Here is a 24,095-nt window from a genome sequence, read left to right on the forward strand (position 1 = left end):
CCTCCGTCTGAAGTTGCTCTGGAAATCGTCCGGCTTTCTCAGCGCCGGTTTCTGATCTGATCGACGTAGACCGCCAGAATGACGATGACCCCGATCACGATTTGCTGGATGAATGCGGACACGCCGGCCATGTTGAGGCCGTTCCGCAGAACGCCGATGATGGCTGCGCCGATCATCGTTCCGGAAATATTGCCGACACCGCCCATGAGCGAAGCCCCGCCGATGACGGCCGCGGCGATTGCGTCGAGCTCGTACATGACGCCTTCATTCGGCTGAACTGTCACGAGACGGGACATCAGGACGTTGCCCGCGAGCCCGGCAAGCGCTCCTGAAAGGACGTAGGCAAAAATCTTGGTGCGATCGACCAGGACACCGGAGAGACGCGCGGCTTCCTCGTTCGAGCCTGTGGCATAGATATGCCGGCCGATCTGGCGGCGCCTGAGAAGATAGGCTGCGGCAAGTGCGACAACCGCGAGCAGAATGACCGGATAGGGAATTCCGGGAAAGACGACTTTCGGGAAGATGCCGCCGGTTTTCTCTACGATGCGGAACAAGGAGCCATTGCCCAGAAGACCGAAACTTTCACCCAGGCGCGAAATCGGCGCTGCGCCCGTCAGCTGGAGGGCAACGCCGCGGGCGATCAGCATCATGCCGAGCGTTGCCACGAACGGGGTGATCCGCATTTTGGTAATGACGAAGCCGTTGACGAAACCGCAAGCGGCGCCGGCCATCACGCCGATCGCCATGGCGGGACCGACCGGCACGCCTGCCTTGATGCTCAATCCGGTGATGGTTCCCGAAAGGGCAAGTACGGAGCCGACGCTCAAGTCGATGCCGCCGGTAATGATCACCATCGTCATCCCGATGCCCAGCAAGCCGATGACGGACGTCTGCAGCAGCACCGTCAGTCCGTTGTTGATGGAGAAAAAGGCCGCATTTCCGAAGGAGAACGCGAAGATCAGCAGGGCAAGGGTCAGGAGCGCCGATAACTTGTGAAAAGAACCGGCAGACAGTTTGAAAGTCCAGGAAGCAGGCTCTGCGCCTCGATCAAGATCCGCCATAAATCCTCCCGGGCCGGATATTGAATAAAATTATTAAAAACAATATGAGGTCAGGTAATGTGGCGCGTCAACAGTTTTTTATTTTTTAATACAAACAATCGGAATTGTTCAGCGTTTTGGATATGTTAGGTTGCTGCCATGGCAAGAACGGACGAACGATTCAGGCGCGCATACAACAGGTTGCTGGACATCTGCAGCGCCATGGCGATTGGCGACGAGTTGCCCGCCGAGACCGCGCTTGCGGACAAGATGGAAGTCAGCAGAACCATCGTTCGCACCGCATTGCAAAAGCTGGACAGCGACAATCTCATTCGCTGGGAAGGCCGTACCAAGACGCTGATCCGGAAACCGCAAGCGGAGCACCGCCTGGTTCCTGCCGAAAGTTCCCTGTCCACGGAGGAGCTGGAGCACAGGTTCTTTGAATGGATCCTGCGTTTCGACGTTCCGGCGGGGACGTCGCTCAATGTGGCGCAACTGTCGCGGCAATTCGGTGTTCCCGTCCACAACCTGCAGGAATTTCTGGCCGGACTGAGCCGTCTCGGTCTTGTGGAGCGCCGTCCAAGAGGAGGGTGGTCGCTCCTTGGGTTCACGTCGGAATTTGCGGTTGAACTGTCAGAGTTTCGAATGGTTCTCGAGCTGAATGCGGTCCGGCAGCTGCTGACCCTTCCGCCCGAGCACGAGATCTGGAAAAAGCTCAAGGCCTTGAAGCGCGAACATGAGGACCTGAAGTCGGTCCTTGAGGAGCGGTATCACGACTTTTCCCTGCTGGACGAAAAGTTTCATTCAGCCGTCAACAGCGTGGTCAAAAACCGGTTTGTTCTCGAGGCACAGAAGCTCATCAAGCTGATCTTCAACTACCACTACATGTGGGACAAACGCGACGAACTGGAACGCAATGCGGCCGCGATCGAGGAGCATCTGGAATGGATCGACGCGATGCTCGACAAGGACGGCGCAAGGTCGGAAGCCGCAGCGCTAAAGCATCTGCGGAGATCGAAGGAAACGCTTCTGCAGTCGCTGCGGGTTCACAAGTTCGCCTGAAGGCCCTCTTGCGCAGGGGTGCCAAACACTCTTGAAAAGCTGGCGGGCGGTGCTTCGGCGAGGCAGTCGAGATTGCGCTTCAGGGATGAGGCCTTCGATGTGCCGAGCAGAACAGAGGCGACACCGGGATAGCTGTGGGCGAAGTGAAGGGCCGCGCTGGCAAGCGAAAGTCCCAGTGTTTTCGCCTGTTCCTTGAGTGCGGTCACCTTTGCCAGGATTTCCGCTGGCGCGGGTGCGTAATCGAACCAGGCGCCCTCAACCGGTCCCGTTGCCAGAATTCCGGAATTGAAGATCCCGCCGAGAACCAGGCTTGTGCCTTTTTCCCGGCACCGCCCGACGAGCTGGTCTTCTGCTTCCCGGTCGAGCAGGGTCAGGCGTCCTGCAAGCAGGATGGCGTCCAGGTCGGTCTCGTTCAGAAGGTCGAGACAAACCCGGGTTTCATTCACGCCGAGGCCGAAGGCGCGGATTTTTCCCTTGGCTTTCAACCTTTGCAACCGGTCGAGCCCGGTCGCCAGCAAGTCCTGCATATGTGTTTCGTTTGAAGCGCCATGGGTGTAGGTGCCGATGTCGTGGATGTAGACGATATCGACATGGCGCGTCTGCAGCCGCTCGAAACTGCCTTCCAGCGACGCTTCAATGCCGTCACCGGAATAGTCGTAGCGAACAGCGTTCGGAAGCGGGTCGAAAAAACCGTCGGCCTCCTTCAGAGGAGTTCCCGGTGACAGAACGCGCCCAACCTTGGTGGACAGGACGTAGTCTTCACGCCGCCTGGATTTCAAGAACCTGCCTAACCGTTCTTCCGACCGGCCACGGCCATAATGAGGTGCGGTGTCGAAGTACCGGATCCCGGCGTCCCAGGCAGACTGAAGAACCTCGTTTGCCTCTGGTTCCGGCACTACCCGAGCCATGTTTCCGATGGCGGAGGCTCCGAAGGAGATATCCGTTACCAGAACACCTGTGTTGCCGATCTGTCTGCGTGCCCTCATGCGCGTGCTGCCTCGGCACCAGCCGCCACTGCATCCAGCCGGGGCATCTGAAGTGACGCGTCGGCTTTCCGTGCCCAGGACAGGAAAGATGAAATACGTCGCTCTATCTTTTCCCCGTGGTTCTGTGCGATGTCGGCAAGCTTGTGGTCCAGAAACGGGTTCTTGAACCTGTCGATTGTCGTGGCGGCATACACTTCCGCTTCGTTCTTGCGGCCATGAGCCTCGAAGGCAGGGATGACTTCACGTCGATAGAGATCTGTAAGGTCGGGGCCATAGTCGGGACTGTCAATCAGTTCCCGGACAAACTGCAGGGACGAACCGCCTGCAGCCAGCCATCGTGACACCAGGTAGGTGTGTCCAAGGTTCAAGATGAATAGCTTCAGGGTCTCGACCTGTTCCAGATCCTCGACCACCTGCACGCATGGGTGCACGCAGGGCAGAATGAGGCCGGGTTGTTTCTCGATTGCCCAAAGCGCATAGGGTTCGGCCACAGCTCCGGCGGGTTCCAGCGGCTCGGAGACGATCCTGTCGACCAGGGAATTCACCCAGGTCACGTTTGAGCGGAGCCAGTCTGCAAATTCAGGCGGGTAAAGAGCTGCAATGGAAAGGACAAGATCTCTCAGAACATTGCCGTTTTCGGGAATGAGTTCGGCCGGCATGACCTGCACCGGAGCGCCGCCCATGCCGAACCTTTGGAACAGGAACCACGTCAACTTGGCCGGATAGGACATGTCGATGGAAAAGTCGGTGCTCTTGTCTGCCTCACTTGGCCGATAGCCCGCATCAGCGGTGTTGGAGAGGATAATCCTTGCCTCGCCGGCCACGGCTTTCGCGACCTCGGCAAGGTCTTCCGGCAAGGACAAGGCACGTTTGATGCTGCTGACGGTCTTGCTTGTGTCCACCAGGGTACCGTTGTCGATGCCCTTGATCCGGACTTCGTAGCCGGAAGGGTCTGCAAGCGCCTTCAGGCGATGTGCCCGGGACGCGTCGCCACTAGTTTGAACCACTGTGATCGGTCCGACGTCCTGCCCTTCGGCAATGGCTTCGGAAACGAAAAGGTCTGCATGCGCTTGCAGGAAGCGGCTGGTCCCGAATTGAACGATCGCTGACGTCGACATGGCTCTCTCCCGAATGATTTTATGTTTATTATAATTATGAACATTTTAAATCAAGCAATTTCCGACCGCGGAAAAGATCAGGCGGTTGTCGGGAGGGTATAGACCTCAGCGGGTCAGTTTCCACTGACCATGAACCTGGAACTGAACGGCAGACTGGCAGCGCCGATCGCCTTCGGTGCCGGCACGATGTTGCCGGCGATTGCCTTGATCTGCGGGGCTGCTGCTTCCAGTTTCCGGCAGATGTCCTGGCAAATGCTTTCAGGCGCATAAGACGACAGGATGACTGTTTCGATTTCCACGAATTGACCGACCCCATGCAGGGAGGCGCGCATCTGGGCAATCAGCCGTTCTTCCCAATCACTCACCAGAGCACCGTAGTCTGGCCAGGATCCTGAACGGTCCCAGAGCGGGTCGACTTCCTTGCCCTGCGCCGACAGATCTCTCTCCAGCGCCGCAATGCCGACATCGAAGCTGACTTCGGAATTGCCGTTATAGATCTGGTGATTGAGGACAAGGCGGCCGTGCAGGTCGGCGCCGAGGTAGAAGAACATATAGTCCGAAAGTGTCTTGGCAGCGCCGAACATGCTCTCACCGCTGGCCGCTGCGGTGATGTCGTTCTGGACAAAAACGGCAATGCCGAGCTGTTCCTCGATCTCCGCCTGCAAGGCCTTGAAATAGGCTTCTTCGTCCATGCCGCCCGACAGTCGGCGAGGCAGGGCAAGACCGACGCCAGCCAGGCGTTCGCGTTCCGCATCCGGCAGCAGCTTCACCGCGCTCGCAATCGTCTCCAGAAATTCCGAATGGTTGCTGCCATGGGCAAGCTGCGGATTGGGCAAGGTCTTGTGAAAGCGGATCTTGCCGACAAAATCGATGAGAACGATATCGGTGTGCCGGTTGCCGACGCTGATGCCGATGGAATAAGCGCCTTCAGGGTTGAGGGTCAGAGGCACCGTTGGCGGGCCGACACGGCCCTTTTGCGCTTCCCCCTTCGCCACCAGTCCTTCCTGCTCCAGCGACCTGACGAGTACGGACACGGTCTGCGCCGAAAGGCCCGTCTGTTCGCCGATCTCCAGCCGTGTCGTCGAGGAGTTCTGCAGAAGCAGCGAAAGCACCAGGCGCTCGTTGTAGCTTCGCACACTGACGGCATTCAGGCCTGACGCACGGTCGGCTATGCGCAGCGGATTGGGCGGAGCAAATCTCATGTCAGGCATGGAAGGCCCTCCGTTGCCGTGCCGCATAAATTCCTGCCGGCAGCTGTGCGCGCAGCGAACTCATTTCCACCCGATCGCCTCCACTTCCCGCGCCAGGGCGACACCGAGATTCTCATGTGCCTGTGCGTTGATGTGGAACCCGTCCAGCGGATCACAGGTCGAGACGGACCCAGCGTCGAAGAAATGCACCTCAAGCGAATCCGACATGATCTCGAACTGCAGGGCAAGTTCATGGGACTTCTGCTGGGCGGCCTTGAAGATGTTCTCCCATTCCTTGATGTCGTCCAGCATCGGCGGCGGCGAGATCACCATGATCTCGGGTACCGTTCCGTCAGGGCCGGGCGAGAGTTCCTTGATGTCGTGGATCAGGCAACCGATGCCCATTGCCACTTCCGACGCCGGCTGGCCAAACCGGGCCTTCAGGTCGTTCGTGCCCAGCATTATGATGACAAGGTCCAGAGGAGCATGGCTCATGAGGCAGGGGCGCAGATAGGTGCGGCCATTCTTCAGCGCGCCTTCGATGGGGTCGTCATGCACCGTTGTCCGACCGCTGAGGCCTTCCTCGATGATGTGCCAGCCCTTGCCGAGTTCACGCGCAAGCACACCCGGCCACCGCTGCAGCAGAGTGTAGCGATCCAGTGGTGTCCCCCCTGGAATTTGTCCGTGCGTGTTCGAGTCGCCGTAACACAAGATCGTGCGCATGCTGGCAGCGTCCTGATTTGGTTATTGAAAACAGTCGGTTGTCCCGAAGGTTGGCCGAAATCTCTGTTGCCATACATTGCATCGCTCGCGGGATCTGACAAGCTTTCCAATTAATCATTCAATATGAATAACTATTGACAGGCAAGTCCTGCCGTGATTTTTAACGGACCTGGGAGGAGGTCCCACCCATCGCAGTTGCGTTCACCCGCCGCCGGAATGCGTTTCGGCGAACGGCATCGCCTTGTCTGCCGGCCGGCACCCGTTGTCGCTGCCGGAACGGCTGACCTGTGCGTAGAGGAAGGCTGTTCGCCGAGGTCAGGCGCTCGGCAGTCTTCCTGCAAGCAGATCAAAAGCCTGACCTTGGAGGAGGAATTTCGATGACTTATTTAAAACCTGCCACGCTGGCAGGCTGTCTGGCCGTCACCATCTCGTCATACCCGGCGCTCGCGGAAGACACGTTTCTGATGGATGGCGTTACGGCCAGGGAAGGCGACAATCCGGTCGTCGAAGCGGGAAAATACAAGAAGGATTGCCCCTGGACCATCGGCATGAGCCACTTTGGGGTGAACGCCAATACATGGACCGTTCAGGTGGCACATGAGTCCGAAGCGGCTGCTGCCAAGAACGACTGCATTACCAAGTTCATCCTGCTCGACGCCGGTTTCGACCAGAAAAAGCAGGTGGCCGATATCGAGGATCTGGTTGCACAGAACGTCGATGCGATCATCGTTCAGCCTGTAACGTCAACGTCTGCGGATGCGTCGATCGCCAAGGCCGTGGCAGCCGGCATTCCTGTTGTCCTGCACACCGGCCGTATCGAGAGCGATGCCTATACGACCGAGATCCAGGGCGGCGCCGAACACTTCGGCAAGGTGATGGGCGACTGGCTCGTCAACGAGGTTGGCACCGACGGCAAGATCTGGGTTCTGCGCGGTCTCGCCGGACACCCGGAAGACACCAACCGTTACAACGGCCTGCTGCAGTCTCTTGAAGGCACGAATGTCGAGGTCATCGCCGAAGAACATGGCGACTGGCAGTACGACAAGGCCAAGAACCTGTGTGAGACGCTTTATCTGAACAACCCGTCTGTCGACGGGATCTGGTCTTCCGGTGCCGACATGACCCGTGCCTGTGTTGACGTGTTCAAGCAGTTCGGCGCTGAAATTCCGCCGATTTCCGGCGAAGGCAACAACGGCTTTTTCGGTCAGTGGATCCGGGACGGATTTAAATCCGTGTCTGCGGAATACGCGCCTGCCCAGGGAGCTGCCGGGGTGCGTGCTGCTGTCGCCCTGCTGGAAGGCAAGGAGCTGAAGAAGCACTACGACTACAACCCGGCAGGCTGGGACGTCGACAAGGCCAAGCAATATTACCGCGAGGACCTGTCTGCCAACGTCTGGTGGCCAACCGAGCTGCCGGAGGAAAAGCTGCAGGAGCTCTACGGCAAGAAATAGCCTCCTCCCGAGGCCGGACGGCCAGCCGGTGCTGCAGTTCCGCGCACCGGCTGGTCACCGACAGCAAAGATCCAGAATATGATCCGGGGGAGAAGGCAATGACTTGCCTCGTTGAAATGTCGAACATTTCCAAATCGTTCGGCGGAAGCAAAGCAGTCGACGGTGTGTCACTCAAGCTCATGCCCGGCACGGTCCATGCCCTGATGGGTGAGAACGGTGCCGGCAAGTCGACGCTGATGAAGATCCTGGCCGGTGTCCACCAGCCCGACAGCGGGGAGATCTTCCGCGAGGGGCGGAAAGCTGGTTTCGAGACGCCGAGGGAAGCTCTTGAAGCAGGCATATCGACCGTGTTTCAGGAGCTGTCTCTGCTCGCCAACCTGACGATTGCGGAAAACATGTTCCTTGGCCGCGAGCCGGTAACAGCGTTCGGAACGGTCGACAGGGCAAGGATGCGGCGCGAAACCCGCAAGGCCCTTGCCGCATTGGGGCTGGAGTTGAACCCCGATATTCTGGTTTCCGAGCTGTCGATTGCGGAGCGCCAGTTCGTTGAAATTGCCCATGGCATCAAGGCGGATGCCTCGGTGTTCATTCTGGACGAACCGACAGCCGCGCTGAATGCGGCCGATGTCGAGGTGATGAATGCGCAGATCAGGCGCTTGCGCGATGAAGGCAAGGCGATTGTCTATATTTCGCACCGCATGGACGAGATATTCGGCATCTGCGACACGGTGACGGTTCTCAAGGACGGCAAGCTGGTCGCAACGCGGCCCCTGAGCGGCATGACGCCGGACAGCCTCATTGCCCTGATGGTCGGCCGCGAACTGCAGGACCTCTTTCCCGCACGAGGAAAAGCGTCAACAGAAACCGTCCTCGACCTTGAAGACTTCAGGATCGATCCGGGCAGCACACCGCTGTCCCTTCATGTCAACAAGGGCGAGATCGTCGCCCTCGCTGGACTGGAAGGGCAGGGGCAACAGCAATTGCTGAGATCGCTCGCCGGGCTTTACCCGGCTTCGACAGGCACCGCCTCCATCAAGGGCAAGATCTTGCCGCTCCCCGCGCCGAAAGCATCCGGCATCCGGCAGCTTCAGGCAAGGAAAGTCGGCTTCGTTCCCGAAGACCGGAAGGAAGAGGGTCTCTTCCTGGGACTTTCCATCGCACACAACATTGCCGTCGGTCTGTCTTCCGTGCATGGCGAACTCTCCATCGCGCACGACTATCGCAAGGCGATTTCCGAGACGATGGCCAGCATGAACATCAAGGCGTCCGGCCCATCCGCACCGGTCGGCACGCTTTCGGGTGGCAACCAGCAGAAGGTGCTCCTGGGGCGCTACCTTGCGGCGGGTCTTGATCTGCTGCTCATCGAAGAACCGACCCGGGGTGTCGACATCGGGGCGAAGGCGGAAATCTACAAGCTGTTGCGCAGCTTTGCGGACAAAGGTGGCGCGGTTCTGGTTCTGTCCCGCGAGACAATTGAGCTTATCGGCCTGTGCGACCGCATTTATGTCGTCCATGGCAAGGCCATTGTCGCGGAGCTGCCCGCCGAGACCGCAACGGAGCACCAGATCCTGAACGCTGCCTTGAGCGCCTGACCCTGCCCACAAGATTGAAGTGATCATGACACAAGCATTTCTCGCGAGATTGACGCAGCCGAAAGGCCGGCAGGGTTTGTGGATGCTGCCCTTGCTGATCGCCATCGCCATCAGCGTTTATCTCGGTCTTCGCACCGACCAGTTCCTCGGTTCTGAAAACCTCTTCAACCTGATTGCCCAGGCGATGCCGTTGGTCATCACGGCCATTGGCCAGATGTTTGTGGTGGTGGTGGGCGGCCTCGATCTGTCGGTGGGTTCCCTCATCAGCTTCACGACGGCCATTCTGGCGCTTGATGCGCCGGGCTACGTGACGATACCCGCGGTTTTCCTGTTCGCCGTATTGGTTGGCCTCAGCAACGGCCTTGTGATCACCCGGCTGAATGTCCACCCGATCATCGCAACGCTGGCAATGCAATATGTCATTCTGGGCATCACGCGCATCCTGCGTCCGGTTTCCGGAGGCACCGTGCCCGATATCGTCATCCAGTCGGTCGGCGGCACGTTTCTCGGAGTACCGATGCCGGTGTTCTGGGGTGTCGCGGTGGTTCTGGTGGCCTGGAAGTTGCTGCATGGATCGCGCTTCGGCCTGCATCTGTTTGCGATCGGCGGCGGAGTTGCAAACGGCACGCCGGATGCTGCGCGAAATTTCGGCGTTCCGGATCGTCGAAACATCCTGCTCGCCTATGTCGCCTGTTCGTGTTTTGCGGCCCTTGCCGGTGTCTTCCTGGCCGGCCGGATTGTTTCGGGCGATCCCAATGTCGGTCTCTTGTTCGAACTGGATGCGATTACCGCCGTCGCCGTCGGCGGAACACAGCTCTCCGGCGGTATCGGCAGCCTGCAGGGCACGGTGATCGGGGCACTGGTCCTGGCGCTGCTGTCCAACGGCATGAACCTCACCAACGTGTCGCCCTTCATCCAGACCGCGATCAAGGGCGGTCTCCTGCTCCTGGTCGTAGGGCTCCAGACCCGCAAGAAAATAGGGCTTTGATCATGTCAGCGATCGTGAAGCATCCTTTCCTGCAGCGCCTGCTGCGTGTTCCGCCGGCGTACTACGTGTTCGCCATCCTGCTGATCACGCTCTGGATTGCCAGGCCGCACATGCTCAACGCCAATATCATGGGCATCTTCATTCGCCAGGTGGCGCCGCTCGGCGTGCTGGTTCTGGCTCAGTTGCTGGTGATGCGCGTGAAGAGCATCGACCTTTCCGGCGGTGGCATCATCCTGTTGGTCAACTACTTCATTTCCTCGGGCATCTTTCCCGGGGCGTCGATGCCGTTCTTCATCGGGCTAAGTCTGGCAACCGGCACCGCGATCGGTCTCTTCAACGGCTGGATGATCGGCAAGCGCCGGGTCTCTGCAGTTATCGTCACACTGGCGGTCAGCATCATCCTGGTCGGGTTCGTGCAGTATCTTTCAAGCGGCAAACCACCCGGTGACGTGCCGTCCTACCTGAACGACATCTACAACATCAAATGGGGGCCGGCCCCGGTTCCGGTGCTGTTCTGGTTTGCCCTGACCGTGGTGATGGCGCTCTTTCTCTCAAAGACGGTGTTCGGCAGATATGTCACTTCGGTCGGCGAGAACCCGGAAGCCGCGCATTTTTCAGGGGTACCGGTCGAGCGGACCGTCATTCTCGCCCATACGCTGGCCGGTTTCATCGCAGCAGTAGCAGCCCTGGTGCAAACCGCCTCCATCGCGGTCGGCAGTGTCCGCGTCGGCCTCGATCTGCCGATCCTGGCAGTGGCTGCAACCATTCTCGGCGGGGTCGTCTTCGGCCGGGGTGAAGGCGGTGTCTGGGGCCCGTTCTTCGGGGTCCTGTCCTTCGCCCTCCTGTTCGTGGTGATGACCACTTTCGGCATCGATGACCCGGGCAAGCTCATCGCCCAGGGGCTGATCATCCTGCTCGCCGCCATCTTCTACGGCATCAGAACGTCCAGATCCAATTGAGCCTTTCCGTAAAATTTGAGGAGGAAACAATGGCAAACGAAAAGTCGATACTTTGCTTTGGGGATTCGCTGACCTGGGGCTGGATCCCCGTCGTCGAAGGCGCCCCGACAATGCGCTACCCGTATGAACAGCGCTGGACGGGGGCAATGGCCGCCGAGCTGGGCGAAGGGTACCGGATTATCGAGGAAGGCCTCAGTGCCCGCACGACGAGCGCCGATGATCCCAACGACCCCCGTCTGAACGGTAGCCAGTACCTGCCGTCGGCCCTTGCCAGCCACCTGCCGCTGGATCTGGCGATCATCCTTCTGGGAACCAACGACACCAAGCCGTTCTTCAACCGCACTCCCTATGACATTGCCTACGGCATGTCGAAGCTGGTTGGGCAGGTGCTGACATGTGGTGGCGGCATTGGCACGCCTTATCCGGCGCCAAAGTGCCTTGTCGTCGCACCGCCGCCCCTGACGCCTATGCCGCATCCCTATTTCCAGGGCATGTTTGGCGGGGGCCACGAAAAGTCGGCGGCGCTGGCCGAGCAATACCGGAACATGGCCGATTTCATGAAGGTCGATTTCCTCAGCGCGGCTGACCACATCACCACTGACGGCTGCGACGGCATTCATTTCACGGCCCAGAACAACATCGACCTGGGCAAGGCCATTGCCGGTAAGGTTCGTGAGATCCTGGACCGGCAGCAGGCCGAAGCGGCTTGATACTCCTGGTTCAGACCTGACAACTCTCCTTGCCGCCCGCCAGTGTAGCCAAAGCATTTGCGGGCGGCTTGACTTTGCATGAAATTCTTCGCAACTATCCCGTCATGAACAAAGCCGCCGCGACCAGCTACAAACGAGATTTCAGAGCTATCCCCAAAGCGGGAGAGTAGCCCCCGGCTCGGCTGTCATGCGCCCCGAGCCTCGGGGTAAACACTTGAGATGATGCAACAGGAACCGGTCCTGCCGGTTGAAATCATCGAAGCGCACAAATCACCACATCTTGAGACTTAACTCCGCCGTCCGGACGTGTTCCGTCCATTGGTGCCTGAAGGCACCCGGCAAGGGGGACTTTATGCGCGAACCGACTGATTTTGCTTCGAAGCCTGACATCGTTATCGGCACGACCGACTATGAACGACTGGAAAGCCTCGCTTCCTCGTTTGAAACACGATTGCCAAGTGTCACGGAGGATCTCCTGGCCGAATTGAGCCGGGCCAGACTCGTCCCTGATGGGGCGTTGCCTGCCGATAGTGTGAGAATGGGTTCCGTCGTCCGGTTCCGTACCGACGATACGGACGAAAAGATCCTGCAACTGGTCTTTCCGGGCGACGCGGATATCGCAAACGGCAGGATTTCCATCCTGACACCCATCGGCACCGCCCTCATTGGCCTTTCCGCGGGCCAGTCGATCGCTTGGTGTGCAAACGACGGACGTCGGCATCGCCTAACCGTCGTGTCGGTCAGCCAGCCGCCGCTCGTCGGTGGAGGTCCGGAGTTGCAGAGCCCGGATCGCGGCTAGTCATGACTTCCGGCTCGCCGTTTCACAAACCCCGTTTCCTGGATCATGCAGGCAGTCTTCTCGCAGGAACTTAGCCCCTGCCGGTCTCTCGCACCCGAGATGGCCGGACAGGGGGAACAGTCTTGAAGCTGAAATCAGTTCCAACACCGGCCTTTGCCAAAGCGGGGCCGAAGGAGACACCGCATGCGCGAACCAAAGCAGTTTATCTTCACCAACAAGGACTACGCGACTTTGACCAGAATGGTGTCGCAATGCCCGCGAACCAATACGCCGTTTGTTTCCCTGCTGCGCCGGAAATTGGCGCAAGCCCACGTAGTGCCCTCATCGGAGATCCCGGTGAACGTCGTCACCATGAACAGCCGCGTGACCTTCCAGGTGGACGATCATGCACCCGACACAAGGGTGGTCATTCCCGATGAAGCCGACAGTCTTGTCGGCCTCACCTTGCCGATCACGACGACAACGGGAATGGCCCTGCTTGGCATGTCGGAAAAGCAGAGCATTGAGCTAACGGGCCTTGGTCGTCAGAGCAGGACACTCACGGTGATCGGGGTTGCCTACCAACCAGAAGCCATGGGTGGTGTTCGCATGGACGTACCGCAAGGCCCGTTATCCGGCAGACGGCAAGGCAGGCCATTTCTGCATCTTGTTCACAGCTCGGATGACGACGCAGAGGGCAATCTCGTTCACTTGCACCGGTAAAAATGCACGATCGACTGTCGCCCGGCGCCATATGCCGGGCGACAGCGAGGAGTTGGTTTTGCTCGTCGCCTTCTCAGCTGACGAGCTCTGCTGCCGGCGTGCGTTGCCAGGTGAATTGCTCGAAATACGGCTCGATCGGCGTATCGGCCAGCTTGTTGGTGTAATTGCTCATCACCTTCTGCGAGATGGCAAGCACGACTTCGAGTACCTGCCGGCTGGTAAAACCGGCAGCCAGAAACGCCTCCACCTGCTTGTCGCCGGCCGATCCGCGCTCGCGAACCATCTGCAGCGTGAACCGGCGAAGCGCTTCAAGCCTGGGTGTTGGCAATGACGTTTCGTTGCGCAAGGCGTCCGAGACCGCATCATCAACGCCCATTCGCTTTGCGATGCCGGTGTGGGAGGGGACGCAGTAGTGGCAATCGTGCTCGACGTTTATCGACTGCCAGACAACAGTCTTTTCCTCGTCCGTGAAGCTGCTTTCCAGAAAAAGGCGATGAAGAACCAGATACCCTTCCAGCAAGCCCGGCGCTTCCGCCATGACCGCATGGAGGTTGGGCACGACCCCGAAGGCGGCCTTTGTTTGTTCGAGCAAGGGTTTGCTGCGATCCGGCGCCGATTGTGCCGTGTGGATTTCAAATTCGATCATGACGATTGTCTCTTGTCAGTTTGAAAGCGGGGGAATGCGCTGCCGTTAGTCCTGCGCGCTTAAAAGTGTTCAGGCGGAGAGTTCGATGGCCAGCGCGGTGGCTTCGCCGCCGCCGATGCACAGCGCTGCAACGCCGCGCTGGGCTCCACGTGCTTTCAAGGCATGAATGAGTGTGACAACCAGACGGGCACCGGTCGCGCCGATCGGGTGGCCGAGCGCGCAGGCGCCGCCGTTGACGTTCAGTTTCTCGCGCGGAATGCCGATGTCATGTGCGGCAGCCATTGCGACCACCGCGAAGGCTTCGTTGATCTCCCAGAGGTCGACGTCATCGGCAGACCAGCCGGTGCGATCCAGAAGTTTGAGGATCGCCGGGATCGGCGCGGTCGTGTACCAGGCCGGGTCCTGCGAATGGGTCGCGTGGCCACGCACGATTGCTAATACCGGCAGTCCGTTGGCTTGCGCATAGCTCTTGCGGGTCAGAACCAGGGCCGCGGCACCGTCCGCATTGGCCGAGGCACTGGCAGCTGTGATGGTGCCGTTTTCAGAAAAGGCCGGGCGAAGCCTCGGGATTTTTTCCGGATCGACCCGTCCCGGGATTTCATCGTCCTCGATAGTGACCGTGCTTTTGCGGCCTGCAACCTCAAGAGGGACGATTTCATCCCGGAAGGCACCACCGGTCACCGCCTTTTGCGCACGGACGAGCGTTTCCTGGGCAAAGGCGTCCTGGTCGGCGCGAGTGAAACCGTATTTTTCCGCAGCTGCTTCTCCGAAAGACCCCATCGGGCGGCCGGCCTCATAGGCATCCTCCAGGCCGTCGCGCATCATGTGGTCAAGTACCTCGCTACTACCGAACTTTCGACCCGCGCGCATTTGCGGCAACAGGAATGGCGCGTTCGACATCGATTCCATGCCACCTGCAACGACGATGTCTGCCGACCGGGAAGTCAGGAGATCGTGTGCAAGCATGATGGCCTTCATGCCGGAGCCGCAAACCTTGTTGAGTGTGGTTGCACCCGTGTGGTCGGAAAGACCGGCTGCACGGGCCGCCTGCCGGGCCGGAGCCTGTCCTTGACCAGCAGGAAGAACGCAGCCCATCAGAACTTCACTGATCGAGTCTCGCCCAGCTCCCGCATCCTCAAGCGCTGCTCCAATCGCTGTCGCGGCGAGCTTCGGAGCTGCTACGGGGCTCAAGGCCCCCATGAAAGCACCTAGCGGTGTGCGTCTGGCGGCGCAGATAACGATCGGATCGGGCTCGCTCATGGGTATCTCCTGGTTGGTTACCAGAATTAGATTATGATCATAATTGATAAAATCAAGAATAGATTTGGATCGTAATCCGAATTACGATTCCAACAGCCAACGGAGGTAGGAATGCGTGTCAGCAGGGAAACGGCAGCAAGAAACCGCGAGAACGTCGTGAAAACCGCGAGCAAACAGTTTCGGGAACACGGCTACGACGGGATCGGTATCGCAGGATTGATGAAAGCTGCCGGGCTGACTCAGGGCGGGTTCTACAAGCAATTTGCCGACAAGGACGCCATTATCACCGAAGCAACGCAGCAGGCGCTGGACGAAAATCTCGTTGCCTGGCAATCCGTTGTTGAAGGACACCGGGACGACCCTTTGAACGCTCTACGACGCTGGTATCTATCCCGGGAACATGTCGACAGACGTGACGCAGGCTGCGCTTATGCCGCGTTGGCGGCCGAAGCCCCGCGTCACGGCAAGGATCTCCAGGATGCATTTTGTGAAGCCGTTGAGAAATCCATCACTCTGCTGACCGACACCCGCGCCGAAAGTGCCCAGACCCGCTGCGAGGCAATTCGGCTGATCACCGGCATGGTCGGGGCACTTGTCCTGTCACGGGCTGTCGGGGAGGGGGCGTTAAGCCAGGAAGTTCTCGATTGTGCGATTTTGGAACCAGCGCCTGGACGCGCCAAATAGGCAATGCCCCGGCTTCTCATGCGCCTTTTCACCGTTGTGGTGCATTGATCCTGTTTTGCGCTCAAGGGCGATACGGCAATAAGGTGAAACCGGAAATCGGCATACACGGCCGTTTTGGTACCGTTGAACCCCATGTCAAGCATCGGCAAAAACGGTCAATGGAGGACGGCCTGCGGCTTGAGAAATTGTCTCGTCCCATTTGGCCAGGACGGTTGCCGTGGAAAAGCGGTCCAGCGAAGGTGGGCCGGCCTCGCAAAAAGATCCACGCAGCTCTGGGTCGGTAAGGACCCGAGTGATCGCTGAAGCAAGTGCCTCCTTGCTGCCCATCGGCACGAGCAGACCTGTGGTTCCGTCCTGCACGATCTCGCTGGGTCCCCACGGGCAGTCGACGGACACAACGGCCATCCCGCTCGACATCGCCTCGAGGACGACATTCGCAAAACCTTCGAAGCGCGAACTCAGGGCAAATACGTCGCCGGGCGATACCCATTCGCCAGGAACTTGCGTGACACCCGAAAGACGGACGACTTCCTGCAGCCCGAGGTCGGAAATCTGCTTTTCGAGTGCGGACCGCTCCGGCCCTTCGCCATAGATCGTCAACACCGCATCTGGGACGCGCTCCACAACCTGGGCAAAGCTGGCGATGAGGATATCAAAGCCTTTCTGCCGATCGAGCCGTCCTACCGCGACCACTCTGCGGCCCGCATCGGGCCGCGGCATGGCGCGCGGCAGCGGCGTGACCGGATTTGGAATAACGATGGTTTTCTTGCGAACGCGGGCGGGTTGTCTTGCGCGCGCGCGCTCCGTCATGACGACGAGACTGGTCGCTGCAAAGGCCGCCATCGGCCGAGACCAGCGCCAGAAGCGGCTCATTTGCTGAACATCAAAATTGTTGCGTTCGGATATGATCGTTGGCGTTCCGGTACCTGCGGTCGCAAGAACGGTGATGACGTTTATCTTGGTCAGGAAGGAGACGACCATATCCGGTCTGATCCTTGCAAAGCGCCTGCGCAGATCCTTTACCCGTTGCATGGTGACAAAATGCCGGGAGTAATTACCGGTGCGGCTTAGCCCTTCGACCTGAATTCTGGAGTCATAGGAAAAATAGGAGGTGGAATCGGTCGCATTCAGGGCGATCACATGTACATCGTCGCCAGCGGCAAGGCGGTGGTGCGCCAGCAGGTTGACGACTTTTTCAGCGCCGCCTGCTCCGAGGCCCGCAAGAACAAACACAACACGCATTACGGGTCCTTTCTCGCTGCTGGGCTGGTGAAGCCTTTCGGTGCCGGATGCCTGTTAGTCTCTGATAGTTCAATTTGGGCCCGGTCTTCAGCAATCATCACTTGATGCTCGTCGGCGATGACCATACGGGTAAGCTTTGGCGTCATTGTAACGCTTCCCTTCGGATCGTCTTTTAGTGATGATTTGAAGAATGGAAGACCGTAATGCAGGTCCTGTTTTGCCTGACGGGACTTTGGATCTCGGAAGTCGCTCCATGCCTCCGCGCGCGCTCACACATGACGGCGATACCCCAGTGAATGCCGTTGCCGAGGGTCAGTTCCGACGCGGAGACATCGAACCGGGATATTTCGAGTTTGGCATCCGCTGCGCGTTTGGTATGTGCCCTTCCAGTCGTCCGCGTAATTCTGGCTTGACGTCTTAAAGGGAACGCTTCAGCGGATAATTGGTCGATAAAGTTACTATGTAGCTTGCCCATGTCACCCCACCATATTCAATTGGAAACGAAATTTATTCTTGTAGGAACTATCTATGGCTATAGATTTACAGGACGTATTACGCTGAAGGTGGATTTCGTTTGCCCTTAACGCGCTGTAAGAAGAATATCCACCAAGAAATACACTGTAAAAAATATAGCGCTGCCACCAACCGCATGGTTGGCATTCTTTATCAATCAGGAAGCAACTTGTTTTGGGATCTTTTTGTGTTGCTTAAGCTTTGTTATTTTCTAAATTGAAATAGAACCTTCCGTGTTCATGTCGTTTGCATTTAGGAATATTTCCAAAATCAAACTGCAATAGCTGGTATTCCAAACGTGGTCTTGCGCATGTTTCTACGAGCACTCTTCATGCTCGCAGATCGGACGATGCCGCTTCCCTCACCGTGCTGTCAGGTTGCCCAACCCACTACCTGAACTTGCCGCACAGGAGCGAAGAAATAAATTATAATCAGCCATCAGCCCTATATTAACAAATAATACACCATTAACGCTGCGCAGGGAAAGCTTTGAATGTCGAAAGTTTTTCAGAGAGGCCTGAGACCTTTTAATTGCAAAGTTCGTCAATGTGATTGATCTTCAAGAAGGCAATAATATTTAGTTGGTTAATGCGAAGCTTTCAGTAATTCAAGAATAATTCTTGATGTGAGTTGGATGAAGAAAATAATTTACATCAGATATCACAATACCTAGGTCAATTTATCGAGACGCTAGACTTTGTCAGGCTTGTGAAACAAGACACGTACTGAATAGTCACGTCTCAGAGTGTTCCGGAAAATGTATTCGCAACTCGTTCGTCGAGTACAGGCAAAGCGGCAAGGACCGGCCTTTTATCGAAACGTCACAGCAGTCAGCTGACACTCCGTTCGGCACGAAATTGCATCCAAGGTTTGCGTTTCAACCTGTCGGACATACCTTCGGAGTGGGCACAGGAAGAAGCCTTCGAGGTACTGCCTTTTTGAATTCTTCGAGATGAGAAGACCTTTGGGGGGAACCTTTCAGGCGTTTCTTGCTCCAGCGCATCGGATCTTGTGTAGCGTTATGAGCACCAAGGGTTTGTATTGGCAGAGGCGGACATGGACGTTGACAAGGTGAGGAATTAATATATGCATAGGCTATGCAATTATTGGACGCCAACAAACTGGGTGCCCTCGGCACTTTGATCCGCGACCGGACAGATGCGGCGCTGGGACCATTGTCGCCAAGCGCTGCCGCCGTTCTGTCGATGCTTCACTTCAAGCCCGGGTTGACGACGAGTGAAATCGCAACAGTCGTCGGCGTCAGTCAACCGACTGCCGTCAGGTTGATAGATGGGCTGGAACGACAGGCGTTGATCAAGCGCGGCGAGCAGGTAGGGCGTGTCACCCCGCTCAGCCTGACAAAGGCGGGTCACGATGAGGCCGAAGCGTTGCAGCTTCGCCGGCTGGCCGCTTTGGACGGTTTGCTTGGCGCCTTGCCCGAGAAAGACCGGAACCGGTTCGTTTTGCTGCTGGACAGGGTTCTTGAAGAGGCGACGACATCGCGATCCTTTGCCAGAACAACTTGCCGGCTGTGCGAGCATAACCTTTGCAGCGCCGATGTTTGCCCGATTGGCTGCAAGGCCAGCGAAATCGAGAAAGCGTAGGAGCGGCTATGAGCACGTCTGAAGGAAACGCCTCACCTTACATCGATCCGGATGCATGGGTTGCGCCCGACGCGACGGTTGCGGGCGATGTCAGGATCTGTGCGGGCAGCAGGATCATGAATGGTGCCCGGCTGGTGGCGGAAGGCGGCAGCACAATCCGTATCGGCCGAAACTGTATCGTCCTCGAAAACGCCGTGATCCGCGCAACGTCCCGTCACGATTGCAAAATCGGAGATCATTGTCTGATCGGTCCGAACACTCATGTTGTCGGCGCGGAAATCGAGGATGAAGTCTTCATCGCAACCGGAGCTGCCGTTTTCCATGGCGCGCAGGTGGGGCACGGGTCGGAGGTTCGCGTCAACGGCACGGTTCACCTTCGCACGCGGCTGGAACCCGGATCGACCGTTCCGATCGGATGGGTCGCTGTCGGTGACCCGGCCCGGATCCTTTCGGCAGACCAGCATGAAGCCATCTGGACGATCCAGAAGCCGCTCGACTTTCCGGGGTTTGTCTATGGCGTCGACAGAAACGCTCCCGACGTGATGAAAACCATCACCCAACGGCTTTCGGAAAGCCTGGGGGAACGCCAGGTAACCGCGGCCGGTGCACCAACCGTGCCGGGCTTTTGAGCCCAGGAATTACCGACAGGTAGGCCACGACCGGACCGCACCTGAGTTAACGGCGCGAGCCCGGTGTGCCCGTTGCAATCCGCTTATTGAAACGTCTTCAGATAGGCGATGACGTTCTCAATTTCCTCGTCCTTGCGCAGCCCGGCGAAGGACATCTTTGTCTTGGGGACGACTTCCTTTGGCTTATGCAGATAGGCCGTCAGGGTTTCTTCGTCCCAGACCAGTCCGCCGTCAGCCTTTTCGGTCATGCTGGCGGAATATTTATAGCCTTCGACCTGGCCTGCAGGCGCGCCGACAATCCCGTTCAGCGCCGGGCCAACCTTGTTCTTGGCGCCGTCGCCGACAGCATGGCAGGCTTGGCATTTCTTGAAGATCTTTTCGCCTGCAGCAGCGTCGCCGTCAGCCCAGGCAGGAGCCGCTGCGAAGAGACCCGCAAGCGTGACAAGGCAGGTGAGTGTCTTTCTCATGATGTTTCCTTTCCTGTTGCCGGCACTTTGCCGACGATACGGCCGGCGGACGGCCGCGGTGGGTTTTCATGGTGGCCGGGCAAACCTTGTTTGCCCGGCCTGACCGGTCCGTCCCCAGGCCTCATTGTCGGACGGACGAGGTCATGGTGAGGGTGCGAGGCCAGAAAGCCGGTGATCGCCTTTCACATCCTTGACATCCGTCAAGCGAGCCTCCGGCTATTCGGCGGCAACGGGCTGTCTTGCCAGCTGGCATTGCGACCAAAGCGAATGAAGTGCGCAGACCAGCCGGTCGACATCCCCGGATGTGTGAACCGGCGACGGGGTAATCCGAAGCCTCTCGGTTCCCTTTGGAACGGTCGGGTAGTTGATCGGCTGGATGTAGATGCCGAAATCCTCCAGGAGTGTGTCCGACAGGAATTTGCACTTGGCCGGATTGCCGACGATCACCGGTATGATGTGGCTGGGATTGTCGACATGTGGAATGCCGAGCGTATCGAGACGCCGCCGAACCTTCGCGACGACGGCCTTGTGGGCTTCCCGTTCCACCGAACTTTCCTTCAAATGCCTGATGGATGCCGCTGCGGCTGCCGCGATCGCGGGGGGAAGGGCTGTGGTGAAGATAAAGCCGCTGGCAAAACTGCGCACGAAATCGCAAAGTTCGGCAGACGCTGCGATATATCCTCCGACAACGCCGAAGGCCTTGCCAAGGGTGCCTTCGATGACGGTCAGGCGGTCCATCACGCCTTCCTGTTCTGCAATACCGCCTCCGCGCGGCCCATAAAGGCCCACGGCATGGACCTCGTCCAGATAGGTCATGGCACCAAATCGGTCCGCAAGATCGCAGATCTGCGAAATCGGCGCGATATCCCCATCCATGGAGTAGACGCTTTCAAAGGCGATCAGCTTCGGCTTTGCCGGGTCGGCAGCCCGCAATTTGGCTTCCAGGTCTTCCAGGTCGTTGTGTTTCCAGATCACCTTTTCGGCGCGCGAGTGGCGTATTCCCTCGATCATCGAGGCGTGGTTCAGGCTGTCGGAAAAAACGATGCAGTCGGGGATCTGCGAGGCGAGCGTACCGAGCGCCGCCCAGTTGGAGACGTAACCGGATGTAAACACCAGGGCGGCTTCCTTGGCATGCAGATCGGCGAGTTCGGCTTCCAGCAGCACGTGATCGTGTGTCGTGCCGGAAATGTTTCTGGTTCCGCCTGCCCCGGCTCCGCAGCGGTCGACCGCCTCGTGCAGGGCTGCCAGAACCTTAGGGTGCTGCCCCATGCCGAGGTAATCGTTCGAGCACCAGATGGCGACATCTTTGGTGCTCTCTCCGCTGGTCCACTTCGCTTCCGGAAAATTGCCGCGTTTGCGCTGAAGGTCGATGAAGACGCGGTAGTTTCCATCATGCTTCAGGTCTGCAAGACGGCTTTTGAAAAAGGCTTGATAGTCCATGACGTCCCCGCTTTCTCAAGTGTCCGGTAGACGCTAGTTGCGGGGCGGGGCAGGCTGAATGACAATAGTCAAGAAAGGCAAGAATCCGTCGATGGTCTGCGCTTGCTATTGTGCAAAGTCATCAGGTCGGGCTAGACGTTCTTGCATATCACTTGCCCAGGACCTTCATCGATGCCAACCGACCGCCAGCGGAAAATTGCCCAGAACTCCCTGCTTCTGAAAAGCTTCCCGCAGGAGATCCGAGACATGGTGCTCGGCATGTCGAGCTGGCGGACATATGACCGCGGTGAGACGTTGTTCCTGCATGGCGAGACAGCCCAGGCAATCCACATCGTCATGGACGGCTGGGTCAAGCTTTACCGGATCGCGCCCAACGGAGGCGAAGCGGTCGTGAATGTCTTTGCCAAGGGCGAAAGCTTTGGTGAAGCGGTCGCGTTCCGCGGGCTTGCCTATCCGGTTTCGGCGGAAGCGGTAACCGCCTGCGAAGTGATGCGCATACCCAGCACGGCCATCCTGGAAGCCATGCGCAAGGACCCGGACATTGCCGTGTCCGTTGTGGCGTCGACCTTCATTCACCTGCATTCCCTCGTTTCGCAGCTGGAGCAGTTGAAGGCGCAAACCGGACCGCAAAGGGTTGCCGAGTTCTTGCTTGAATTGTGCGAGCAGGAAAGCGGCAGCTGCGAGGTAACCCTGCCTTACGACAAGTTCCTGATCGCCGGCCGTCTCGGCATGAAGCCGGAAAGCCTGTCGCGGTCTTTTGCGCGGTTGAAATCTGCTGGGGTCCGCATCAATCGAAATCATGCGGAAATCAAGGATATCGAACGGCTTCGGGCCTTCTCGGAAGAAGATCCGGTGGATGCCTGGACCAAGGGGTGACCATGATGAAACGGGACATTGCCCTGACGGCTATCGACACCGCGAACGCTGCCGACCCCAACCAGGAAGACGGCAAGCCCGCGGCTCTTCTATATGGGCAACGGATGAGCGAAGAGCTGGACCGGCTCTACCCGGATGCGGCCGATCCGTTGAAGGTCGCGGCCAGGGGCCAGCACATCGAGCGCTGGATCACTCCGCGCCAGTCCTACCCCGAAGGCAAGGCCGGTTACCACGCCTGGCGCCGGGATCAGGCCCGTCATCACGCGGACCGGGTCGGTGAAATCATGGCGGGCGCGGGCTATTCACCGGAGGAGATCGAGGCGGCGGCGAAGATGCTGCGCAAGGAAGGCCTCAAGCGGGACGCGGACGTGCAGGCGCTGGAAAACGTGATCTGTTTTGTGTTCCTGAAATGGTATTTCGCGCCATTTGCCGCCAAGCACGAGGACAGCAAGGTGCTCGATATCGTGCAGAAAACGGCACGGAAGATGTCGGAGGACGGACGGGCCCGGGTGCTTGCCGAATTCGATCTTCCAAAGCAGCTTGCCGAAGCGTTCAGGGACTGAGCCCCGGTGCCGCGTAAAGCACCAGTAACAGCAGGCAGAAGAACCCGATCACCCAGCTGAAGCCTGACAGCCAGGCAGGCGCCTGCCACAACCCGAGATATCGGGACAGGATGATCCGTGCCTTGATGAAGGCCAGCAGCAACAGCAGTCCGCCGAAAAGAGCCGGACTGAAATGACCGGTTCCGCCTGTTGTCACCAGAACGGTGGCGGCCGACAGGCCCAATAGCGCAATCCACGCAAGCGTGACGGAGGGAAGGGTCATCATTCGCTATCCCAGGACATAGATCACCGGAAACAGCAGAACCCAGATGAGATCGACCATATGCCAGAAGGCGGTGCCTGTTTCGATGGTACGTGGTTCGTCTTTCCAGGCAACCAGGCCCAGTACAACGATACCGGCAAGCACATGAGCCGCGTGAAACCCGGTGAGCAGGTAGTAGAAGGTGAAAAAGGGATGGGTTTCCGTGGAGATCCCTTGCTCTATCTTGACCGCATATTCCTGTATCTTGATGGCGAGGAACACGCAGCCGAGGGCCATGGCGCCAATCAGATGCAAACGCGCTGCGGTGCGTTTCATCACGAGCCGAAGCTCCAGGCTTCTGGCCGCCATAAAACCACTGGTGATCAGAACGATCGTATTGATGCCCGCAAGCGCCGGGTCGAGATGGGCACTTGCGGCCGCAAAGCCTGCCGGATCGGAAATTCGCACACCCATGAAGGCGGCAAGACCGGCACCGAACACCAGCAGTTCACTGACGATGAGTACCCACATCATCAGTTCTCCCGGCAACTCGTCGAGGATGCCGGCGTCGCCGTCTTGTTCCGGCTTCGGTGACGGAGCGTGCATCAGT

Annotated in this window: 25 protein-coding genes; 13 read left to right on the forward strand and 12 right to left on the reverse strand. The window is 58.5% G+C overall.

Going from position 1 to position 24,095, the window contains the following annotated elements; genetic code table 11:
- Positions 1 to 38: 38 nt before the first annotated feature.
- A complete protein-coding gene (locus FIV03_RS28535; protein WP_152507791.1) occupies positions 39 to 1,061 on the reverse strand; it encodes an ABC transporter permease in 1,023 nt (340 codons plus the stop codon).
- A 138-nt stretch (positions 1,062 to 1,199) separates the two neighbouring features.
- On the opposite strand from FIV03_RS28535, the gene FIV03_RS28540 reads away from it, so the two are divergent.
- On the forward strand, positions 1,200 to 2,102 hold the full coding sequence (locus tag FIV03_RS28540) for a GntR family transcriptional regulator (protein WP_228933098.1): 903 nt from the start codon (positions 1,200 to 1,202) through the stop codon (positions 2,100 to 2,102).
- Here the strand turns inward: FIV03_RS28540 and FIV03_RS28545 are convergent.
- The 4 genes from FIV03_RS28545 to FIV03_RS28560 form a co-directional block, all read right to left on the reverse strand.
- Complete coding sequence (locus FIV03_RS28545) at positions 2,087 to 3,088, reverse strand: aldo/keto reductase (protein ID WP_152512200.1); 1,002 nt, start codon at positions 3,086 to 3,088, stop codon at positions 2,087 to 2,089. The genes FIV03_RS28540 and FIV03_RS28545 overlap by 16 nt on opposite strands.
- Complete coding sequence (locus FIV03_RS28550; protein WP_152512201.1) at positions 3,085 to 4,206, reverse strand: mannitol dehydrogenase family protein; 1,122 nt, start codon at positions 4,204 to 4,206, stop codon at positions 3,085 to 3,087. Before FIV03_RS28550 ends, FIV03_RS28545 begins: the two co-directional genes overlap by 4 nt.
- Before the next feature lie 113 nt (positions 4,207 to 4,319).
- Positions 4,320 to 5,417: an ROK family transcriptional regulator gene (locus FIV03_RS28555; protein ID WP_145903866.1), complete on the reverse strand. Its 1,098-nt coding sequence runs from the start codon at positions 5,415 to 5,417 to the stop codon at positions 4,320 to 4,322.
- Positions 5,418 to 5,477: 60 nt separating this feature from the next.
- The gene (locus FIV03_RS28560; RefSeq protein WP_152512202.1) at positions 5,478 to 6,119 is read right to left on the reverse strand and encodes an SGNH/GDSL hydrolase family protein; all 642 of its coding nucleotides are present in this window, start codon (positions 6,117 to 6,119) and stop codon (positions 5,478 to 5,480) included.
- A 377-nt stretch (positions 6,120 to 6,496) separates the two neighbouring features.
- Here FIV03_RS28560 and FIV03_RS28565 point away from each other — a divergent pair, with 377 nt between their 5' ends.
- From FIV03_RS28565 to FIV03_RS28595, 7 genes are all read left to right on the forward strand, one after another.
- Positions 6,497 to 7,570 (forward strand): substrate-binding domain-containing protein, encoded by a 1,074-nt coding sequence (locus FIV03_RS28565; protein ID WP_152512203.1) that lies wholly within the window; start codon positions 6,497 to 6,499, stop codon positions 7,568 to 7,570.
- 98 nt (positions 7,571 to 7,668) lie between these two features.
- Entirely contained in the window at positions 7,669 to 9,162 is a 1,494-nt protein-coding gene (locus tag FIV03_RS28570; RefSeq protein ID WP_152512204.1) for a sugar ABC transporter ATP-binding protein, read from the forward strand.
- Positions 9,163 to 9,187: 25 nt separating this feature from the next.
- On the forward strand, positions 9,188 to 10,150 hold the full coding sequence (locus tag FIV03_RS28575) for an ABC transporter permease (protein ID WP_152512205.1): 963 nt from the start codon (positions 9,188 to 9,190) through the stop codon (positions 10,148 to 10,150).
- A 2-nt stretch (positions 10,151 to 10,152) separates the two neighbouring features.
- Positions 10,153 to 11,109: an ABC transporter permease gene (locus FIV03_RS28580; protein ID WP_023001496.1), complete on the forward strand. Its 957-nt coding sequence runs from the start codon at positions 10,153 to 10,155 to the stop codon at positions 11,107 to 11,109.
- 29 nt (positions 11,110 to 11,138) lie between these two features.
- Complete coding sequence (locus FIV03_RS28585) at positions 11,139 to 11,819, forward strand: SGNH/GDSL hydrolase family protein (RefSeq protein WP_152512206.1); 681 nt, start codon at positions 11,139 to 11,141, stop codon at positions 11,817 to 11,819.
- A gap of 352 nt (positions 11,820 to 12,171) precedes the next feature.
- Positions 12,172 to 12,618 (forward strand): nucleoside diphosphate kinase regulator, encoded by a 447-nt coding sequence (rnk, locus tag FIV03_RS28590; protein ID WP_152512207.1) that lies wholly within the window; start codon positions 12,172 to 12,174, stop codon positions 12,616 to 12,618.
- A gap of 183 nt (positions 12,619 to 12,801) precedes the next feature.
- A complete protein-coding gene (locus FIV03_RS28595; protein ID WP_152512208.1) occupies positions 12,802 to 13,320 on the forward strand; it encodes a nucleoside-diphosphate kinase in 519 nt (172 codons plus the stop codon).
- A 73-nt stretch (positions 13,321 to 13,393) separates the two neighbouring features.
- Here FIV03_RS28595 and FIV03_RS28600 read toward each other — a convergent pair whose 3' ends face one another.
- On the reverse strand, positions 13,394 to 13,966 hold the full coding sequence (locus FIV03_RS28600) for a carboxymuconolactone decarboxylase family protein (protein WP_152512209.1): 573 nt from the start codon (positions 13,964 to 13,966) through the stop codon (positions 13,394 to 13,396).
- A gap of 69 nt (positions 13,967 to 14,035) precedes the next feature.
- On the reverse strand, positions 14,036 to 15,226 hold the full coding sequence (locus tag FIV03_RS28605; protein WP_152512210.1) for an acetyl-CoA C-acyltransferase: 1,191 nt from the start codon (positions 15,224 to 15,226) through the stop codon (positions 14,036 to 14,038).
- Positions 15,227 to 15,337: 111 nt separating this feature from the next.
- Between FIV03_RS28605 and FIV03_RS28610 the strand changes: the two genes are divergently transcribed.
- Positions 15,338 to 15,910 carry a TetR/AcrR family transcriptional regulator gene (locus FIV03_RS28610; RefSeq protein WP_152512211.1) on the forward strand — a complete coding sequence of 191 codons (573 nt, stop codon included), beginning with the start codon at positions 15,338 to 15,340 and terminating at the stop codon, positions 15,908 to 15,910.
- 135 nt (positions 15,911 to 16,045) lie between these two features.
- On the opposite strand, the gene FIV03_RS28615 is transcribed toward FIV03_RS28610, so the two are convergent.
- A complete protein-coding gene (locus FIV03_RS28615; RefSeq protein WP_152512212.1) occupies positions 16,046 to 17,152 on the reverse strand; it encodes a glycosyltransferase family 4 protein in 1,107 nt (368 codons plus the stop codon).
- Positions 17,153 to 18,762: 1,610 nt separating this feature from the next.
- Between FIV03_RS28615 and FIV03_RS28620 the strand changes: the two genes are divergently transcribed.
- Complete coding sequence (locus FIV03_RS28620; protein ID WP_152512213.1) at positions 18,763 to 19,269, forward strand: MarR family transcriptional regulator; 507 nt, start codon at positions 18,763 to 18,765, stop codon at positions 19,267 to 19,269.
- An 8-nt stretch (positions 19,270 to 19,277) separates the two neighbouring features.
- A complete protein-coding gene (locus FIV03_RS28625; RefSeq protein WP_152512214.1) occupies positions 19,278 to 19,898 on the forward strand; it encodes a gamma carbonic anhydrase family protein in 621 nt (206 codons plus the stop codon).
- An 83-nt stretch (positions 19,899 to 19,981) separates the two neighbouring features.
- On the opposite strand, the gene FIV03_RS28630 is transcribed toward FIV03_RS28625, so the two are convergent.
- Together FIV03_RS28630 and hemA are read right to left on the reverse strand one after the other, a co-directional pair.
- Entirely contained in the window at positions 19,982 to 20,365 is a 384-nt protein-coding gene (locus FIV03_RS28630) for a cytochrome c family protein (RefSeq protein ID WP_023001486.1), read from the reverse strand.
- 216 nt (positions 20,366 to 20,581) lie between these two features.
- Complete coding sequence (gene hemA, locus FIV03_RS28635) at positions 20,582 to 21,805, reverse strand: 5-aminolevulinate synthase (RefSeq protein WP_152512215.1); 1,224 nt, start codon at positions 21,803 to 21,805, stop codon at positions 20,582 to 20,584.
- A gap of 171 nt (positions 21,806 to 21,976) precedes the next feature.
- Between hemA and FIV03_RS28640 the strand changes: the two genes are divergently transcribed.
- Together FIV03_RS28640 and FIV03_RS28645 are read left to right on the forward strand one after the other, a co-directional pair.
- Positions 21,977 to 22,681 (forward strand): Crp/Fnr family transcriptional regulator, encoded by a 705-nt coding sequence (locus FIV03_RS28640; protein ID WP_023001484.1) that lies wholly within the window; start codon positions 21,977 to 21,979, stop codon positions 22,679 to 22,681.
- Positions 22,682 to 22,686: 5 nt separating this feature from the next.
- On the forward strand, positions 22,687 to 23,244 hold the full coding sequence (locus tag FIV03_RS28645) for a DUF4202 domain-containing protein (protein ID WP_152512474.1): 558 nt from the start codon (positions 22,687 to 22,689) through the stop codon (positions 23,242 to 23,244).
- On the opposite strand, the gene FIV03_RS28650 is transcribed toward FIV03_RS28645, so the two are convergent.
- Positions 23,234 to 23,509 carry a nitric oxide reductase F protein gene (locus FIV03_RS28650; RefSeq protein ID WP_152512216.1) on the reverse strand — a complete coding sequence of 92 codons (276 nt, stop codon included), beginning with the start codon at positions 23,507 to 23,509 and terminating at the stop codon, positions 23,234 to 23,236. The genes FIV03_RS28645 and FIV03_RS28650 overlap by 11 nt on opposite strands.
- Before the next feature lie 3 nt (positions 23,510 to 23,512).
- The gene (locus FIV03_RS28655; RefSeq protein WP_152512217.1) at positions 23,513 to 24,091 is read right to left on the reverse strand and encodes a cytochrome c oxidase subunit 3 family protein; all 579 of its coding nucleotides are present in this window, start codon (positions 24,089 to 24,091) and stop codon (positions 23,513 to 23,515) included.
- Positions 24,092 to 24,095 lie beyond the last annotated feature (4 nt).

Source organism: Labrenzia sp. THAF187b, from assembly GCF_009363375.1.
Lineage (GTDB): Bacteria > Pseudomonadota > Alphaproteobacteria > Rhizobiales > Stappiaceae > Roseibium > Roseibium algicola.